Source organism: Phyllobacterium sp. 22552 (genome assembly GCF_052044585.1).
Lineage (GTDB): Bacteria > Pseudomonadota > Alphaproteobacteria > Rhizobiales > Rhizobiaceae > Phyllobacterium > Phyllobacterium ifriqiyense.
Genome location: NZ_JBQENG010000006.1, coordinates 133,955 through 151,014 on the forward strand (window position 1 = coordinate 133,955; position 17,060 = coordinate 151,014).

At 55.0% G+C, this 17,060-nt stretch carries 19 protein-coding genes and 1 tRNA gene; 9 read left to right on the forward strand and 11 right to left on the reverse strand.

Annotation, left to right across the window (positions count from 1 at the left end):
- The first annotated feature begins 237 nt into the window (after positions 1 to 237).
- Positions 238 to 507, forward strand: coding sequence for a hypothetical protein (locus tag ACTJI9_RS15310; RefSeq protein ID WP_337354760.1), 270 nt, complete (start codon positions 238 to 240; stop codon positions 505 to 507).
- Between the two features lie 16 nt (positions 508 to 523).
- On the opposite strand, the gene ACTJI9_RS15315 is transcribed toward ACTJI9_RS15310, so the two are convergent.
- The 3 genes from ACTJI9_RS15315 to ACTJI9_RS15325 form a co-directional block, all read right to left on the reverse strand.
- Positions 524 to 1,396: a lipid kinase gene (locus ACTJI9_RS15315; protein WP_115053308.1), complete on the reverse strand. Its 873-nt coding sequence runs from the start codon at positions 1,394 to 1,396 to the stop codon at positions 524 to 526.
- 189 nt (positions 1,397 to 1,585) lie between these two features.
- Positions 1,586 to 1,999: a BA14K family protein gene (locus tag ACTJI9_RS15320; protein ID WP_440809085.1), complete on the reverse strand. Its 414-nt coding sequence runs from the start codon at positions 1,997 to 1,999 to the stop codon at positions 1,586 to 1,588.
- Between the two features lie 71 nt (positions 2,000 to 2,070).
- Positions 2,071 to 2,967: an MBL fold metallo-hydrolase gene (locus ACTJI9_RS15325; protein ID WP_440809087.1), complete on the reverse strand. Its 897-nt coding sequence runs from the start codon at positions 2,965 to 2,967 to the stop codon at positions 2,071 to 2,073.
- Positions 2,968 to 3,071: 104 nt separating this feature from the next.
- Between ACTJI9_RS15325 and ACTJI9_RS15330 the strand changes: the two genes are divergently transcribed.
- Positions 3,072 to 4,001 (forward strand): LysR substrate-binding domain-containing protein, encoded by a 930-nt coding sequence (locus ACTJI9_RS15330; protein WP_440809088.1) that lies wholly within the window; start codon positions 3,072 to 3,074, stop codon positions 3,999 to 4,001.
- A gap of 10 nt (positions 4,002 to 4,011) precedes the next feature.
- On the opposite strand, the gene ACTJI9_RS15335 is transcribed toward ACTJI9_RS15330, so the two are convergent.
- The 6 genes from ACTJI9_RS15335 to ACTJI9_RS15360 are packed head-to-tail and all read right to left on the reverse strand — an operon-like array spanning position 4,012 to position 9,541.
- Positions 4,012 to 4,704 carry an amino acid ABC transporter permease gene (locus ACTJI9_RS15335; RefSeq protein ID WP_440809091.1) on the reverse strand — a complete coding sequence of 231 codons (693 nt, stop codon included), beginning with the start codon at positions 4,702 to 4,704 and terminating at the stop codon, positions 4,012 to 4,014.
- A 19-nt stretch (positions 4,705 to 4,723) separates the two neighbouring features.
- Positions 4,724 to 5,431, reverse strand: a complete 708-nt coding sequence (locus ACTJI9_RS15340) for an amino acid ABC transporter permease (protein WP_307284984.1) — start codon at positions 5,429 to 5,431, stop codon at positions 4,724 to 4,726.
- Between the two features lie 46 nt (positions 5,432 to 5,477).
- Complete coding sequence (locus ACTJI9_RS15345; protein ID WP_440809094.1) at positions 5,478 to 6,302, reverse strand: amino acid ABC transporter substrate-binding protein; 825 nt, start codon at positions 6,300 to 6,302, stop codon at positions 5,478 to 5,480.
- Positions 6,303 to 6,319: 17 nt separating this feature from the next.
- The gene (locus ACTJI9_RS15350) at positions 6,320 to 7,057 is read right to left on the reverse strand and encodes an ATP-binding cassette domain-containing protein (protein WP_115053083.1); all 738 of its coding nucleotides are present in this window, start codon (positions 7,055 to 7,057) and stop codon (positions 6,320 to 6,322) included.
- Between the two features lies 1 nt (position 7,058).
- Positions 7,059 to 8,555: an NAD(P)-binding domain-containing protein gene (locus ACTJI9_RS15355; protein ID WP_440809098.1), complete on the reverse strand. Its 1,497-nt coding sequence runs from the start codon at positions 8,553 to 8,555 to the stop codon at positions 7,059 to 7,061.
- Complete coding sequence (locus ACTJI9_RS15360; RefSeq protein WP_440809101.1) at positions 8,552 to 9,541, reverse strand: LysR family transcriptional regulator; 990 nt, start codon at positions 9,539 to 9,541, stop codon at positions 8,552 to 8,554. The genes ACTJI9_RS15355 and ACTJI9_RS15360 overlap by 4 nt, the downstream gene beginning before the upstream one ends.
- Positions 9,542 to 9,711: 170 nt before the next feature.
- Here ACTJI9_RS15360 and ACTJI9_RS15365 point away from each other — a divergent pair, with 170 nt between their 5' ends.
- Together ACTJI9_RS15365 and ACTJI9_RS15370 are read left to right on the forward strand one after the other, a co-directional pair.
- Positions 9,712 to 10,194 carry a CMD domain-containing protein gene (locus ACTJI9_RS15365; RefSeq protein WP_440809103.1) on the forward strand — a complete coding sequence of 161 codons (483 nt, stop codon included), beginning with the start codon at positions 9,712 to 9,714 and terminating at the stop codon, positions 10,192 to 10,194.
- Positions 10,191 to 10,766, forward strand: coding sequence for a peroxidase-related enzyme (locus tag ACTJI9_RS15370; RefSeq protein WP_440809106.1), 576 nt, complete (start codon positions 10,191 to 10,193; stop codon positions 10,764 to 10,766). Before ACTJI9_RS15365 ends, ACTJI9_RS15370 begins: the two co-directional genes overlap by 4 nt.
- Here the strand turns inward: ACTJI9_RS15370 and ACTJI9_RS15375 are convergent.
- On the reverse strand, positions 10,756 to 11,412 hold the full coding sequence (locus tag ACTJI9_RS15375; protein WP_440809109.1) for a TetR/AcrR family transcriptional regulator: 657 nt from the start codon (positions 11,410 to 11,412) through the stop codon (positions 10,756 to 10,758). The two genes, ACTJI9_RS15370 and ACTJI9_RS15375, sit on opposite strands and share 11 nt — an antisense overlap.
- Before the next feature lie 178 nt (positions 11,413 to 11,590).
- Between ACTJI9_RS15375 and gap the strand changes: the two genes are divergently transcribed.
- The gene (gene gap, locus ACTJI9_RS15380; protein ID WP_440809111.1) at positions 11,591 to 12,598 is read left to right on the forward strand and encodes a type I glyceraldehyde-3-phosphate dehydrogenase; all 1,008 of its coding nucleotides are present in this window, start codon (positions 11,591 to 11,593) and stop codon (positions 12,596 to 12,598) included.
- Positions 12,599 to 12,689: 91 nt separating this feature from the next.
- Here gap and ACTJI9_RS15385 read toward each other — a convergent pair.
- Positions 12,690 to 12,779 (reverse strand) — tRNA-Ser (locus ACTJI9_RS15385).
- 511 nt (positions 12,780 to 13,290) lie between these two features.
- Here ACTJI9_RS15385 and ACTJI9_RS15390 point away from each other — a divergent pair.
- The 4 genes from ACTJI9_RS15390 (at position 13,291) to ACTJI9_RS15405 (ending at position 16,980) form a co-directional block, all read left to right on the forward strand.
- A complete protein-coding gene (locus ACTJI9_RS15390; RefSeq protein WP_440809114.1) occupies positions 13,291 to 13,548 on the forward strand; it encodes a PepSY domain-containing protein in 258 nt (85 codons plus the stop codon).
- The gene (locus ACTJI9_RS15395; protein WP_307285017.1) at positions 13,538 to 14,092 is read left to right on the forward strand and encodes a cytochrome b/b6 domain-containing protein; all 555 of its coding nucleotides are present in this window, start codon (positions 13,538 to 13,540) and stop codon (positions 14,090 to 14,092) included. Before ACTJI9_RS15390 ends, ACTJI9_RS15395 begins: the two co-directional genes overlap by 11 nt.
- 436 nt (positions 14,093 to 14,528) lie before the next feature.
- Complete coding sequence (locus tag ACTJI9_RS15400) at positions 14,529 to 15,785, forward strand: septal ring lytic transglycosylase RlpA family protein (RefSeq protein WP_440809356.1); 1,257 nt, start codon at positions 14,529 to 14,531, stop codon at positions 15,783 to 15,785.
- Entirely contained in the window at positions 15,772 to 16,980 is a 1,209-nt protein-coding gene (locus ACTJI9_RS15405) for a D-alanyl-D-alanine carboxypeptidase family protein (protein ID WP_440809117.1), read from the forward strand. Before ACTJI9_RS15400 ends, ACTJI9_RS15405 begins: the two co-directional genes overlap by 14 nt.
- Positions 16,981 to 17,060 lie beyond the last annotated feature (80 nt).

The following is a 17,060-nucleotide window of genomic DNA, read 5'->3' on the forward strand; positions in this document are numbered from 1 at the left end:
AAACGCGATTGCAGGGCGTAGACAGGGCCGCGCCGACGATGCTGGTGGAATGGTCCGTTCATGTGCAGCCCTCCTTTCTTGGTAAAATACTCAATGTTCGACGCATGGATAACATTGCTTTTTGATAGGCGCAATCGCTTCAGCGTAATGCAAGCGCAATCTGACAGCCCTATCTGACTGTGTAGTTCATAGTGGTCGGGGGAAATATGTCATGGCTTTGCTGCGGGCCTCACAGCAATGATGATCTTTTCATCGAAAATCGCCAGAGAAGAGCGCTTTCTGGCTAACTTGCACGGTACCGAATATGAATATTACAGGCGGCACGTCCGGCGATTCATTCCCGGATTGCGCCACTGGCACCCCGGAAGACTGCCCAGCTATTCAACTGAAGCCGCAGCCACCGGTCTTCTCGACTCGCTTCACTATTTCGCAGCCTTACCATTCGCACTATTGCTGCAAGCGCTGCACGCATCCGGCCATTTGCCGGTATTGCTGGTTCTGCCTTAACTCGCGTGCGGCCGGCTCAAGGCACAAAAACGGCGATTGCCTTTTCACGGATGGTAAAGCGAACCGGCGTTTCTGTTTTCAACTCACCGTCGAGATTAACGCGACGTGGTTTGCGTGTGCGAATCGTCAGATCCTTAGTGGAAAAGGCCCGCACATCATCCCATTGACCATGGGTGCCTTTCCGCAGACTTGGCAGCAGAGTGAGCAAACGCCACCAGTGATCAACCTCAAGACTGTAAAAATCGAGCAGGCCATCGGTCGCCGTCGCATCCTCATGAACAGTCATGCCGCCACCATAATGCCTGCCATTGCCTACCGCGATCTGTAAGGTGCGCAGCTCTTCGCTTATCCCATCATGTTCGAGAGTTGCGGTAAAAAGGCGAGAGTCCGCCAGAAGCCGCGCTGCAACCAGACCATAACCAAGCTTGCCCCAATATTTCTTGGCTTTTTCTGTCAGTGACATAGCCAGATCTGCACTGAAACCAATGCTGGCAACGTTGAAAAACGGAAATCCATTGGCGTCGCCGAGATCGACCAGTGTCGTTTTGCCCTTGACGATGCTGTTGATGGCAGCGGGAATATCCAGAGGAATGCCAATTGTCCGGGCAAAGTCATTGGCGGTACCGAGCGGTAGGACACCCAGCGGAAGACCGGTATCGAGCAAAGCCTTGGCGCAGTCGTTCAGCGAACCATCACCGCCTCCGACAATCACCAGATCAATGTTTCCGGAATGTTTGTGAATAAGGTCGGAAAGGGGTTGGCCGCGGCTGGGCGTATCTTCGATGACATCAATGTCAGCCTGATCGAGCAGTTGCCGGACTTGAACAATGCCGGCCTTGCCACGGCGTGCATAGGGGTTCACCAGAACCAAAGCTCTTTTCGCTGTCAAACCGGTCTCCAGATTGGGGATTAAATTCATCAATCACACTGCCAATATGATTCTGGTCATTTTCCGGCAGTCATCCGCATATGTGGCGGGCAGGGGCTATATTCAACAAATGGTCTCGTCGGGGAGGTATTTGCGAGAGGAAAACAAAGGAAAAGGCGGCTTCGAAAAGCCGCCTCTCACGCATCGCTATCAATTATAGGGTGAATAACACTGGGCGCGCGGGCCGCCATAGGGCTGATAGCTATTGTCCGATGAACGGTACGAGCGATATTTGTTATAGCACCACTCCACATGGGCGCTGCCGCGGGCCGGGGCAACCCGGCGAGGCTGATTGGCGATTGCACCTCCAATGATCGCACCCGCGCCAAAGGCAGCCAATGGATACCACCAGCCATCATTGTGGCGGCGATAGCCTGGACGGGAGTGGCGATAACCGCGATGGCCCCGCCAGCGCCTGTCATGACGGTATTGAACCTGCTCGACACTCGATTTGATTTCGAGCGGGGCAGGGACAAATGGAGCCGCCGATGCCGGAATGATGGAGGTGACGCCCATTGCTAAGCTTAAAGCGCCTGCGAAAACTCCAGATACTATTTTCCTCATGCTTATTCCTCCTGAATGAGGCGTCCAGAATGAGCTTTTTCAGATGAATATTGGATGAATATAATAGACGTTCAGCCCCACTTCATCTCGCCCTTTGCCACCTTCGCGCCGAGTTCGAGCGAAGAGACATCGGCGAGGTTCGGGTAAAGCTTGGTCATGGCTGCGATAAGTTCCGCGCTGTTTTTCGTGCGAGCCATCTCTTTGTCAAAAGCAATAAGATAATCACGCGTAAACATGACGGCATCAATGCCTTGCGGGGCCCCTTCGACCTGATGTCCAGGAACGACGATTTTCGGTGCGCGCGCGATGATTCCGTCGAGCGCCTTGACCCATGCCGCGCGCAGTTCGGTCGTTGCTGTATCTGCGATCCAGACATGATTCCCGGAATCGACCAGCACGCCGCCGAACACCGCTTCGAGTGCGGGAACGTATAGATAGCGACGGTCGTGCATGTCCGGGATTTCAACGATCTCGATCGTATTTCCCTCAAGGTCAAGCGAGGCAGCGCTCGATGCTTCCGGAATCACGACGTCTGCGAGTGTCTGCGGACCGTTTTTCTTTAATTGCGGTCCCCAAACACCCAGCTTGGCCTCAACATTGGCTTTGATCGCCGCGACAGTGACCGGCTTGGCAATGACCGCCGCCTTCGGAAAGGCTTCAACAATCGGGCGTAGGCTGAAATAATAATCCGGGTCGTTGCAGCTCACATAGATCGTAGTCAGGTTCTTGCCAGTCGCCTTGATGGCGGCCGCGACGGCTTTACCGTCGGAAAGAGTGAAACCACCATCGATCAGAATTGCGTCTTTCTCACCGGTCAAAAGCACCGGCGTGCGGCGGAATCCAGCTTCGTTTGCCTGGAAAAACGTCCATGCAAGGGCACTGCTGCTAGAGCGAGCGGAGGCGAGGGGCAGGACTGTCGCCAAGCCGGCAATAGCGGCGAGCTTAAAGGTTTCGCGGCGCGTGATCATGAGATGTTTCCCGAGGCTGATTTCTCTTTCTGCTTTATTTCACGCCTTGATGCGGTAATAAATATCACTCAATCATACAGACTGTACGATTTAATGAGACAAACATGCGTGATCTTCTCAATCTGAACCGGCTCATCTTCTTTACTTCGGTTATCGAAGCGGGCTCATTCACAGTGGCTGCTGATCGTCTCGGCGTCGCCAAGGCGGTCGTCAGTCATCAAATCGCGCGCCTTGAGGAGGAACTGGGCGTAACGCTGCTTTTGCGTACGACACGCCGTCTACATGCAACCGAAGAGGGCAATCTGTTCTATAAGCGTTGCATACTCATCTTAAGAGAGGCGGAAGCCGCCTACGGGGAATTGTCGCTTCGTAGCACGGAGCCTTCAGGAACGCTGACGTTAACGGCCCCGCTCGACTATGGCACGGCTGTCGTAGCACCCACGATTGCATCGTATATGCAGGCATATCCGCAGATGCGGGTCGACGTGATCTTCGACGACAGCGTGAGCGATCTGATCGCTGACCAAATCGACTTATCGATTCGAGTCGGATGGCTAACCGATACCAGTCATCAGGCACGTCGGATCGGCACGTTTGAACAGATACTTGCCGCAACACCGTCTGTTGCCGCTCGCATTCCAGCTGACTTAACCCCAGCAGAGGCGTGCAACCTACCATGGATCGCCAATGGGGCTTTGAAGAACCCTTTTCGCTGGACGTTTTCACGCGGACAAACGGAAGCTTTGACCGTTGAAATTCGTGCCATCATGATGGCCGACAAGACACCGTCAGCCTATGCCTGCACGCTGGCAGGAATTGGAGTTTCGGTTTTTCCCGACTACTTGGCCAAGGCCGATATGCAAGCTGGAAAACTCGTACGACTTTTCCCGGAATGGTCATTGCCGCAAGGAGGTATTCATGCCGTATTTCCTGCCGCCCGGTTTCGCCCCGCCAAGGTCAAGGCATTTCTGGACATGCTGGTGGTCGCAGAGCGTCAGCGCATGCGCGAAAGCGCAACACCCTCAAACTTGTAATCTTTGGTCGCTACGCCCAAACCCTAAGGGCACGTTCCATTCGGTCTGCGGCATATGTGACGATATAGGCGATGACCATGTAAACTACGACGGCGATGAGAAACGCTTCCAGATAATAGAAATTCAGCGCGGCGCTCAATTGTGATTGGGCAAAAATATCGACAACCTCGATTGCAAACCCCAGGGATAGCGCCTTCATGATCACCATGATTGAATTGGCAAGGTCCGGGATGGCCGCAACAATCACTTGCGGAAGCATGACACGCCGAAACACCTGGCTCTTCTTGTAGCCCAACGAGTAGGCCGCATCAGCTTGGCCAGTGTCAAAAGAATTCAGCGCACCCTTCACGACCTCAGCCTGAAATGCTGCAACACAAGCGGTCAAGGCGACAATGAGCGTCACCCAGTTTGGAGTTGCATGGCCATTGTAATCTAACCCGACAAGGGAAGCGAGGAAACGCGTGGCTGGCGGGAGCCCGTAATAGGCGAGGAAGATCACGATAACCATTGGGACACCCTTGAAAGCGACCTTATAGGCGACCACAATTTCACGCAGTACGGGAATCCGTCGGTATTCGATCATCGCGAACAAACTGCCGATAATCGTTGAGCAAATAAAGATGATCAGCGCCATGCCGAGTGTAACGGGAACAGCGCCGAGAATGTCGTACAGATCGGGGAGGAGGACTTCGGAAGCGAACATGTGATGAACTTCTCTTCAATCAGACGCTTGGCATCAGTGTGGCTGCGGCCGGCGTGGTGTTGGAGGTAAACTTTGCGTTTCGCGCTTCAAAAAAGCGTACAATCAGCCATGCCACCAAGCATAAGAGCGAATAAATTACCGCCAGCACGAGGTAGGTTTCGAACTGGTACTGGTTGTAATCCCGCTCCATAACAAGATGCGCCGTCGCCATCACATCAGCCGCGCCGATATACATGACCAGTGCCACGTTATGGATGAGATAGATGATGGCATTGCCGTAGCCGGGCAGGGCGATGTGGATAGCCTGCGGGCCGACGACGCGCAAAAGCTTCTTTAGAAATGTGTAGCCGAGACTGTCGGCTGCATCATGCTGGCCCCGGTCAATGGCGAGGTAGGCTGGACGCAGGACCTCTGACAGATAACCGCCATGATAGAGGCTGAGACCGACAATCGCAGCGACGTTCGGTGACACAAAATCCTCAACCTCGAACAGGGCTACCACCAGAGGAAGCCCGTAAAATGCCACGAACAACTGGAGCACCACAGGGACGCTCCGGGCATAGGACACGTAAAGATCAGCCAGTTGGCTGATCACTGGTATCCTGCGCACCCGGAACGTCGTTGCGATCAACGCCAGGCAGAAGCCGACGATCATGGCCGTGAATGTTATCGCGAGCGTCAGCGGCAATGCCTTCAACAACTCGGGAACCATTATCGAAAGATCCACCTTGCACTCCTTCTTTCAGTTTGGGCTTTGACCGTCAGGCGCGGCGTTATTTCATGTAGGTGGTGATGTCTTCGCCAAACCATTTCTGCGACAGCTTGGCGAGTGTGCCGTCCGCCTTGAGTTCCTTCAAAGCCTTGTCGATGCCTTCGGAGAGAGCCTGATTTTCTTCGGAGCGATGGATCAGGATAAAGGTGCTGTTGATCGCAATTGGTTCGCTCGCCTTGATGTTGAGCTTCTGCTGGTCGATCACAGTCTGCTCACCGAGATTGGAAGGCAGGACGAGCGCATCATACTTGCCGTTCTCGACTTCTTTCAGACGGTCAGGATAAGGGATGCCGGCACTGGATGCAGTGATCTCGATCTTGGTGTCGGGGTTCTTTTCCTGCCACGCCGTGGCAAACTTGTAGATGCCGCCGCCAGCCGTGACGGGCACGATCTTCTTGCCGACCAGATCTTTCATCTCGTTGATGCCGCTGTCCTTACGGCTGTAGATCTTAATCAGGCTTGCGCCGATTGGGCTTTCAGGGATGAGGAACTGCTTTTCGCGAGCGGGCGCCCGGTAGTAGCCGCCGGTTGCGATATCGTACTTGCCGGTGACGAGGCCGGTCTCTTGCGCAATATCTGCAGCGCCTTCCATGACGAACTTGTATTGAGGCAGCTTGGCATTGATCGCCTTGAGCACATCAGGTTCGTAACCCTGCGGCTCGACACCGATTGCACCCCAGGACAGCGGCTTGGATTCCGCTGCGGTGGCGATCTTTATCGTACGAACATCCTGGGCAAGAGCTGCGCCAGTGGTAACGACGGCAATTGCGACGCCAGCTACGGCAAGGCCAAAGGCTCTACGCGAGATTGATTGGAATGAAGACATATCGGGGTATCCTTTCTTTAAAAGGCGTGTTCAGAGTTGAGAAATTGCGTAAGACGCGGATTTGACGGCGCGTCAAAAATTTCGGACGGACTACCTTGAGATGCGACGACGCCGCGATCCATAAACACGATGCGGTTCGAGACATTCTTGGCGAACTGCATTTCATGGGTAACAAGGAGCGAGGTGATTCCAGACGATGTGACGTCACGAATAACCTTGAGAACTTCGCCGACAAGCTCAGGATCGAGTGACGACGTTGGCTCATCGAACAGCATGACATCCGGCTTGACGGCGAGCGCGCGCGCAATGCCGGTACGCTGAAGTTGCCCGCCTGAAAGCTGGGATGGATAGCTGTCGATCTTGTCGGACAGGCCCACACGGTCAAGCTCTTGCAGCGCAATGGCATGAGCTTCGTCTTTTGACTTTCGCTGTACAACTATGAGCGGGTCCATCACATTCTGGATGACCGTCATGTTCTTGAAGACATTGAACTGCTGAAAAACCATGGCCGTGCGAAGCCGGATCGCCTGGATCGCGTTTTTATCCGGTTTTTCATAGTCCATGCGGATTTGATCGAAGGCGATTGTGCCGGATGCCGGCTTTGCCAGATAATTGATGCACTTCAGGAGCGTGGTCTTGCCGGTACCGCTGGGGCCGATGATCGAAACCACGTCCCCGCGATTGACAACGAGATCAACGCCATTGAGGACCTGCGTCTTTCCGTAGGACAGCTTTAGGTTCTTGAGCTCAAGCATTTCAGATCAATGTCCTTTCGGAAGGTGTTGCACAATTCGTCGGGCAGTCATCCGCCAAGGTTTCGCTGTCGACCCACTCGTCTCCATTTAGTTCGGGTGTGTCGAACGCCTGAAGATCAGCGAAGTGACGCTCGCGATCTTCGACGAAGAGCGCTTTTACGATGCCGCGCGCGAGACGATCGGCGCCCTCGCTGACTGCGGGAATGTCACCCGTGAGCTTGCCGTGGCTCAGGGTCGCCGGGAAATTAAAGCAGTGAATCTTTGACAGGGCCGGGCATGCACCGGGTTCTTTTTCGAGGAATTCGAATGCTTCTCCAAGATCGGGCGACGCTTGCAGCTCGTTGTTTTGCATATCTGCCGGGACGGGGAACCTGTCGCGCCACAAGCGGATAGACGGTGCGACCGCAGCGAGTTCCGACCGATTGATCACGTCGATCCTGAAGCCTGTCCCGAAAATCAGGAAGTCGAGGGGATAACGCCCTTTCGGAGTCACCACCACGATATGGTCTCCGTGCTTCTCCAACGAGGTGACGGGGCTTCCCAGGTGAAGATGAGCTTGCGCGAACGCGCTGACCCGCAGAACACTCGGGCGGGGCGGTGGCGTCTGCTGGCCCATCGTATAGTCCAGAAATCGCCACTTCCACTCATCCGGAAGGCCCACAAATCCGTGCACAACCCCTTGGCTGCCAATGCCGGTGAACTTGTTGATCCGTGGCAGTTCCTTGCGGCGCACAAACATGTCCAGGCGTCCCGCCCCAGCTTCAAGCGCTGTCGCAGCATTGTCCATCGCCGATGCGCCAGCGCCTATAACCCCGACACGCTTGTTTTTCAGCGCCGCAAAATCAATCTCATCGGCGGTATGAGCCCAGAATTTCCGTTCAATGCCGTCGGCGATAGGGGGCACATATGGACCGCCCAGACCATCTCGACCCGTCGCGAGCACCACATGGCGGGCGACTATCGTTTCGGTGCGGACGTCTTGCTCACAAATCAGATCGAGCATGCCGTCGTCGCGCGGAAGAATTGCATCCACCGAGATATTGTTGCGGACCGGCAGTTCAAGCACCCGGCGATACCAGATCAGATAGTCCATCCAGATTTCGCGCGGCGCCCGGTCGAGAGCAGCCCAGGCCTCAATACCATAGCGGGCCTCATAATATGCCCGGAAAGTGAGGGCAGGCAGCCCCATGGCGGGTCCGGTCAATTGCTTGGGTGAGCGCAAGGTACGCATGCGCGCAAACGTGATCCACGGCCCCTCTTGTCCAGCAGGTGCCTTGTCGAGAACGATGTGGTTGGCAACGCCGAGCCGTTTGAGCATACCGGAGGCGACAAGGCCAGCCATGCCGCCGCCGATGATGACGACATCGACAACTGCTTTGCCATTTGCCATGCGCGGGGGAACCCAGGACTTGGCAGGCAGCTCCAGCCAGGCAAGATCCTGCCGCAGGCGTGCCTCCAATGCGTCGAGGCCGGTTGGCAAAATGGAAGGCTCGCTCATGACAGCGTTCCTTCCGGCACTATGCTATTTCCATAGATGGCTTCGGCCAATGCCCCGTCGCCACCCAACTCGCGCAGGCGACAGCCAGGCATGGCCAGTGCGACGGCACGGGCAGCGTCAATCATGGCCGCGACGGTCGGGCTCAGCGGATGTGCGGCAGGCGAGATCGCGCCGAACAGAAAGGGGATAGTTTGGTCGAGCGTTCGCATCACGATCCCCTCCAGCGGCACGCCAACAACGGTCGCTGGTTCAACGAGCGCCACCCCAAGTCCGACGCGGACCATCGTGAGTGCCGTCATGGAGGAATTAACGTCGATAATCCGCTGCGGCGCGACGCCCGCCCGCGCCAAAGCTTCGTCAATGCGATGGCGCAATCGGAACGGATTGGCCAAAGTGATGATACGGCGCTCGGCAAGATCGGCGAGACGCACCACGTCATTTCCTGCGAGAGGATCGTCTACGGCAAGAGCGACGACGCATGGCGCATCGGCAATCCAGTGCACATCCAGGCCCGGATGTTCCAAAGGGAGACTGGCAATGCCGAAGTCCGCCGAGCGGGCGAGAACGGCCTGCACGACATTTTCGGCAGCCAATGCCTGGATATGGAGATGGCGAGGAATGAGATCCGGCGAGACAGCCGCAAGTGCCCGCGGAAGAACGCCAGCTGCAAGCGAGGGCGTGGCGGCGATGGTGAGCGAGATTGGCTCATCAAGACCAATAGCGTTTGCCCGCTCGCGGATATGCGTCAGGCTGGCAAGGTGGCGTTCGACTTCCGCATGAAACTGCAAGCCTCGCGACGTCGGCGTGATGCGCGGTCCACTGCGATGGAGCAGTGCGTAGCCTAGATCGGCTTCTAGATCTTGAATCAATCTGCTGACGGCAGGTTGCGAGCGGCCAAGGAGCCTCGCTGCCCCGGTCACGCTACCAGCGGACATGACTGCTGCGAATGCTTCAAGTTGCCGAATGTCAAATAATCTAGAATGCATGTTTTATATTAAGCACCCATCTCAATGCACGTACAGTATAATGATGCTCAATTTAGTCACGAAATTGGATTATTATTCCGCATCATTAGCGATGTATCATGATAAATTGACATGATAACAGGTCGTGCCTAATTACATGGCACACCAGCCATCAATATGAGGAGCTAGTTTTGACACTCATCGAAACCCTTGCCTCCGTCAGGCCGGGCACCGCCCTGGCGGACGCTATGGAGAAACGCGCGGAAATATTGCGCCTCAGTGAAGCAGCGCACGACGCCGTTGTCCTACCGCGTGATCCAGGTGGTCTTTCGCTTGGATTAAGGGCATCACTTGCCGCTCGAATGGCGCGGCAGAACCGCAATGCCGCGCTCGCAGACCATTATGACACCCTGGTTGCGCGCGCTGACGAACCGGCCACGGCCCCGCTTGCTGATCCCGAAGCCACCGTTACCGAACCACGTGTCGCGGAGATTGTCCGCCATGCCGACCGGCTGACAGTCGCGCCACGAGATGCGACGCAGGCTCATATCGAGGCTTTGCGTCAGGTCGGCGTCACCGACGCCGATATCGTTCGGCTCGCGGAGCTTGCGGCCTTTGTCAATTATCAGGTGCGTGTTCTTGCAGGCTTGAAACTGATGGGAGAAATGCGATGAGCGAGGTTGTCCATACTTTTACTACAACGGTTCCGCGCTGGCAGCCCTATGTTGTCCCGGTGGATTTCGCGGCCGCGACAGAAGAGCAGCATGCGGCGATGCAGACAACGCCGTCGAACAAGGGCATTTCGCCCTATGTGCTTACTTTGGCGCACGATCCTGAGACACTTGCTGTTCGCTCGCCCCTGTTCAACCTGATCATGTATGGAAAAGACGGCTTGGCATCGAGCGAGCGCGAACTGGGCGCAGTTGCGGCATCCATCGTTAACCGCTGCGTCTACTGTGCCGCCGTTCACGCTTCGCGATTCACCGCCCAGACGAAACGCAGCGACGTAATTGACGCGATCTTCGCTGATGGGCTGAACGCAACGATTGACGAGCATCTACAAGCCATTTTTGATTTTTCAGCACATTTATCGCCGACACCGCCCGAGGCAACAGCGGCCGATGTGCGGGCTCTGGCGGATGTCGGGCTCAACGAACTCGAAGTTCTTGACCTCGTTCTCTCATCCGCAATCTTCGGCTGGGCCAACCGCCTGATGCACACCCTCGGCGAACCGATCAAGGATTAGGGGCGACTGTAGCGTAGTCTGATACCGGGATAGCGCCTGCGGACCTGAGGATCAGCGCAACACTGTTGCGTGCGATGCGCTCAAGTTCCGGCTGTTCTGTCCCGGCACGGGCGCGCAATGCAAGACTGTGCTGCAAGGCGGCGAGCAGGTCGGCGAGGGCATCTACATCGGTTTCAGGCGGTAACTGGACGTCGTCGCGTGCCACCGCGATACGATTGCGAAACCGCGCGTCGGTGCGTTCGAGAGCGGCAGACAGTTCCGCGCTCATCACAGGATCGGCCGTAGCTTCGGCGGCTATGACGCTGAGCATGGGGCAACCGAGCGGGCGATCATCACCTTCCGAATAGATAGCAACAAGTATAAGGAAATAGGCTTCGAGCGCTTTTGCAAACGAAGGTTCGTCGAAGAGGGCACGGTTCCAGTCTACGGCTTTGTCCTCGACATACTGTCCGACTGCCCGCAGATAGATGCTGCGCTTGTGACCGAAGGCGGCATAAAGGCTCGGCCGCGCCATTTTCGTGGCCTCCGACAGATGATCCAGCGACGTGGCGGTGTAGCCATGGCGCCTAAATTCCAGGAGCGCAGCGTCGAGCGCTGCCCTGGTGTCGTATTTGCGTGGACGCCCACGGGTGGATTTCTCATTCATTTTTGTACCGTATCGCAATAAATTCGTTGCGCCATATTTTTATGCGAACTAGTATAAAATAAGTGACTCAGAAAAAACACCCCTCTGGAAGAAGTCGGGCGAATAGGCGCTTGCATTCCGCCCTGCAGCGCTCAGGCCGCATACGCAAGCGGCGAACCGCCCCGGAAAAGGACAATCCATGACTGATAAAATCCGCATCGGCATTAACGGGTTCGGACGTATTGGCCGGACAGTTCTAAGGGCTGCCATGGCGCGCGACGACGTCGAGGTCGTGGCAATCAACGATCTGCTGCCAATCGATCATCTGGCTTATCTCCTCAAATATGACAGCGTGCATGGCGGCTTCGGGGCCAGTCTAGCCGCTTCGGATAACGCCCTCGATATCAATGGTAGCAAGGTCAGGGCTTTCGGCGAACGGGAACCGGGCGCGATCCGTTGGGGCGACGTCGGCGTCGATCTCGTCATTGAGTCCACCGGTCTGTTCCTGACAAAAAAGGCCGTGGAAGGACACCTTGCTTCCGGTGCAGGTAAAGTATTGCTCTCCGCACCGCCAGAGGACGACACACCTGTCTTTGTGATGGGTGTCAATGCGGTCAACTACGCCGGTGAAAACGTTGTTTCGAATGCGTCATGCACGACGAATTGTGTAGCGCCGCTCGCCAAAGCACTGAATGACGCTTTCGGCCTTGAGGAAGCGCTGATGCTTACGGTTCACGCGACAACGTCGAGCCAGAACACGGTCGATGGCGTGGCGCGCAAGGATTGGCGTTTCGGGCGTGGCATCCTTGAAAACATCATCCCGGCGACCACCGGTGCGGCGCGCATGGTGGGCAAAGTTATCCCCGAGCTGAATGGACGGATCAACGGCATGGCGGTGCGCGTGCCGGTGTCGGACGTCTCGATGATTGATCTTACATGCCGGCTTAGGGAAAGCGTGTCTTATAAGGACATTTGCGCGATGCTCCGCGAGCAGACGGCAAGCGCGATGCATGGCATTCTCGCTTATTGCGATGAGCCTGTCGTCTCTACCGATATGCGCGGTAATCCGCATTCTTCAATCATCGACGCGCTCGCCGGCATGCAGATTGAAAGCGGACTGACCAAGGTCGTTGCCTGGTATGACAATGAATGGGGATATGCCTGCCGTTGCCTCGACTTGGCAGCGCATGTTTCGCGCGCGAGGTAGCAGCCGGATTGGAACGATTAGAAAAAGCCGAACGAAAGTAAACTCTGCCTTTGTCCGCTAACCTGCCTTTTTATCATTTACTGCAATAAAATGGCGGAGGGGGTGGGATTCGAACCCACGGTAGGCTCTCACCTACGCCGGTTTTCAAGACCGGTGCCTTAAACCGCTCGGCCACCCCTCCAACCTGTTGAAAACACTTGATGACCTGGTTCAGGATCATTTCGGAGATAAAGCAATTGCGATTGCTTTTCTGCCGAATGTTGTTCGGGGGCCTTTATAGCCTTTCGGATTGCCGCGTCAACCTGTTCTACAGCGACTATTTGCGTTGGCGATATTAGATGTGAATAAAGGCCAGACGAGCCGCAAATGGGAAACAATGTCAGGCTCTCGAGATGGGACTGAAACCACACAAAAGTGAGGCCCAGATTGCCGCATGATTTTATTCATGGACGATACTGAGCCTCTATCAGGATGCTTTCCGAAACATGTTCGATGCCGTCCTGATATAGGTAAAATCCATCACCGCACGATTGGTTCCAGTAATTAATTCACTATTGACGAATTTTCTGATTCCAAAAAAATCGGCGAAAATCAGAACGTTCAATTATGAAGGGACCAGCGCTCACCATTCAGTGTCGTGTCAGCAATTGCCTTCAGACAGGTCACGTCACAACCTGAAGAAGGACAAGACCATGAAATCCATTTTTGCCGCTTTGACACTTTCTCTCGTTGCCAGCACCGCAATGGCTGCCCCAAAATGCGATACCCCTAAAGAGAAGTGGCGGCCAAAAGAGGCGCTGCAGAAACAGCTTGAGGGTGAGGGATGGAAAGTCAAAAAGATCAAGATAGAGAATGGTTGCTATGAAGCCTATGCGACCAAAGCGAGTGGTGAGAAGCTGGAAAGGTTCTTTGATCCAGCAAGCTTCAAGGCCATGGGCGATGACAAGTGAGTTATCAGAAATAGCGTCGCAAGAGCGACAATCCATCAAGACATGGCCCGGATATATCCGGGCCATGCACTGGACACTCGCATCCTGTGTATTGGGCGCCTGGATAATGTCCGAGAATATCCGCTGGGTTCATGAATATCTGGGCTATGGCGCCGTTACCATCGTTACCATCCGTATTTTTGCCGGTTTTTTGGATGGTGGCTTTGTCAAATTTACAAACTTTGTGAAAGGACCTGCCGAGACAGTTGGGTATCTCAAGCAAATCTGGCGGGGAAAAGAAGAGCGTCATATCGGGCATAATCCTGCCGGTGGCGCAATGATCCTGGCGCTATTGCTCACCATAAGCATGACAGGGCTGACCGGCTGGCTGTTAACAACAGATCGTTTCTTTGGCGAAGAGTTACTTGAAGATGTGCACCAGTTTCTTGCCAACGGTGTCATTTTTCTTGTGGCGCTTCATTTGGCCGGCGTCCTTCTCGCCAGTGTTCGTCACAAGGAAAATCTCGTCGCAGCGATGATTACGGGGCGGAAGAGACTGACCTAGGGCACTCAGATTCTCAGAAATATACTGCAACGCTTGGAAAAGGGTTGTCGTCATTGGGAGAATGCGACCAGACGTCATTTTCAGTTGGGAAACAGCATTAACAATTGTTTATGGAGATGGCAGTCTGGAGGCCATCGCCTAGACGTCGGGGCGCGTGCTCAAGATCACCTGCCTTACGCTTGCAAATCCATCCATAAACATGCGTAATATTATCAATCCCGCAAAGCATTTGTTAACAACGTATCAACCTCTGGATGACATTGATGGACGTCGTACAAATCTGGTTATGTGTCTCGGCTTTGCGCAGATGTTTCAATCTGGTATTTATGCCTTGATGTAAAATTGTGGGGACGGCCGTGCAGGCCGGTGGTTTGCATTGCCAAAAGCCAAAACCTTCCGAGTTTTCGAGTTCAGCCGCATTGCGGGCGTCGTGGCCATGGGTGTTCTCATGACAGCCTGCGCTTCGCCAAAGGCCAAGATCACCAAGAAGTCCCACGGCAAGGAATATTTTGCTGAATCCAAGTATGGTGTGAAGGCAAGCCCGCGCGTTTGGACCGGCGGAAAGATCACACGCGGCGGTGGCCGCAATCAGGTCGGACGTCCATATCAGGTTGCAGGCAAGTGGTATTACCCCAAGGAAGAGCCGGGCTATGTGCGCAAGGGCAGGGCCTCATGGTATGGTTCGGCATTTCACGGGCGCTTGACCGCCAATGGCGAAGTCTATGACACGGCACAACTTTCCGCAGCGCACCCAACTATGCCGCTGCCAAGCTATGCACGCGTCACCAATCTTGGAAATGGCGCGTCAGTTATTGTGCGCGTCAATGATCGCGGACCCTATCATAGCGACCGGGTAATCGATCTGTCGCAGCGTGCTGCCACTATGCTGGACTATCAGCATACAGGCACTGCAGATGTAAAAGTTGAATATGTTGGCCGCGCACCGCTTGAGGGCGATGATGATCGTTTTCTCATGGCATCCTATCGAGGACCAGGCGCATCCGATCCTTGGGGGCAACCGGCATCCGGCGTCATGATCGCAATGAATGGCACCACGCCAACAGCGAGAAAGCAGACGCCCGTTCCTGGTATGGTGCGTCCTGAACCAGCCGGTATTCAGGTCGCGAGCCTTGGCACACAGCCAGTTTCTTTAGGGGAGCAGGCCAACCAATTGGCGATGCCGCAATCCCAGCCAAGTCTGGTCGATGACACGGGCCTGTCGTTCAACACGGATATTGATCCGGTTCTGCCTCTGATCGGGCCATTTATTGCCGATAAACCTGCGGTACTCGTAGGCTCATATAAGGCCCAGAAGCCTACATCCTCACCCTTCGTCAATTCCTATGCCAGCGAGCGTATAGAAATGGCGCATGCGCCTGCCGCAGCGACGGAAATGCTGTTGACGCCGGAAGCTGTAACAAGCACTTGGAAATCAATGAGCGCCTCGCAAAGCGCATTCCAGGGCGAGTATGTTGATATTGGCCTTTTTGCCGACAAGGAAGAAGCCACGCGCTTGATGAACACACTTGCGCCACTTGGCAAAATAAAACTTTCCGAAGTCGCCAGCCCGGCAGGTAGCCGTATCGCGCTCGCCGCGAAGGCTGACACCGCAAAACAAACTGATGCATTGTTACAGGCAGCCTGGAAGGCTGGCGCAACAGACGCATTTGTTGTTCGCGATGACAGAAGCTAAGCCCGGCAGGACATTCTCTTATCTGACAAAGCATATTCATACCTGTGCTTTGAGTATTGGTATTTTGCTCACGCCCTTGGTTGCCAATGCCGAGGAAGCGCTGTTTGACACCAAAGCCAAGCAGGCTCTTATGGTCGAAGACCAGACCGGAACAATATTATTCGCCAAATCGCCCGACACGCTGATCGAGCCGGCGGCTCTGGCAAAGCTCATGACGATGGAAGTGGTGTTTCATGAGTTGAAGGCGGGCAGGATTTCACAGTCGACGCAATATACTGTCAGCGAGAATGCCTGGCGCACGGGCGGCGCGCCATCCGGTGGCTCGACCATGTTCGCCAAACTTAAATCCCAGCTCGCGGTCGGCGATCTGATACAAGGCGTCATCGTGCAGTCGGCTAATGATGGCTGCATCATTCTCGCGGAAGGAATTGCGGGCTCAGAGGCGAAATTTGCCGAATTAATGAACGCGCGCGCCAAGGAAATAGGGCTTACCGCTTCGACATTCGTCAATTCCACCGGGCTGCCGGACCCAAAGCAGCGGGTATCGCTAACCGATCTTGTGAAGTTGGCGCGACACATAAAAAAGGAATACCCCGAATATTACAAAACCTATGCGCAGGACAATTTTACCTGGAACAACATTTTTCAGCGCAACCGCAATCCGCTGTTGCGGCTTGATATTGGCGCAGACGGCATGGGTACCGGCTACACCGAGCAATCCGGTTATGGCATTGTCGGTGCGGCAGAGCGGGGCGGCCGACGTTACATCGTTGCATTGAGCGGCCTTGCGACAGACAAAGAACGTGCCGAGGAGGCCAAGCGCATCTTTGAATGGGCTTATCAGGCCTTCGAAGAAGTCGACATTTTCGCACCCAACGAATCTGTTGGCGAGGCCAGCGTATTTGGCGGTGTAAAGTCCGGCGTTCCACTAAAAGCGCATGAGAAAGTCAGCATACTTGTTCCCGTGGCTAACCGCGACCGCCTCAAGGCACATGTGGTCTATAATGGACCATTGGTGGCACCGCTCGAAGCGGATCAAAAAGTTGGCACATTACGTATCTGGATTGGCGATGCGCTCGTGCAGGAAACGCCGGTCTATACAGCGGAAGCGGTAGAAAGCGGCGATCTCACGGAACGCTCGCTGAATGCGGTATTCGAGCTGACCACTGGCTGGATGCGTCGATTGAACTTTTAAACTTCTTGGCAATTGCCTCCCAATATCAGTAGACATGCCATATTGCATGTTTGCAGTACGTGGTTCATGCCAGTAACGAA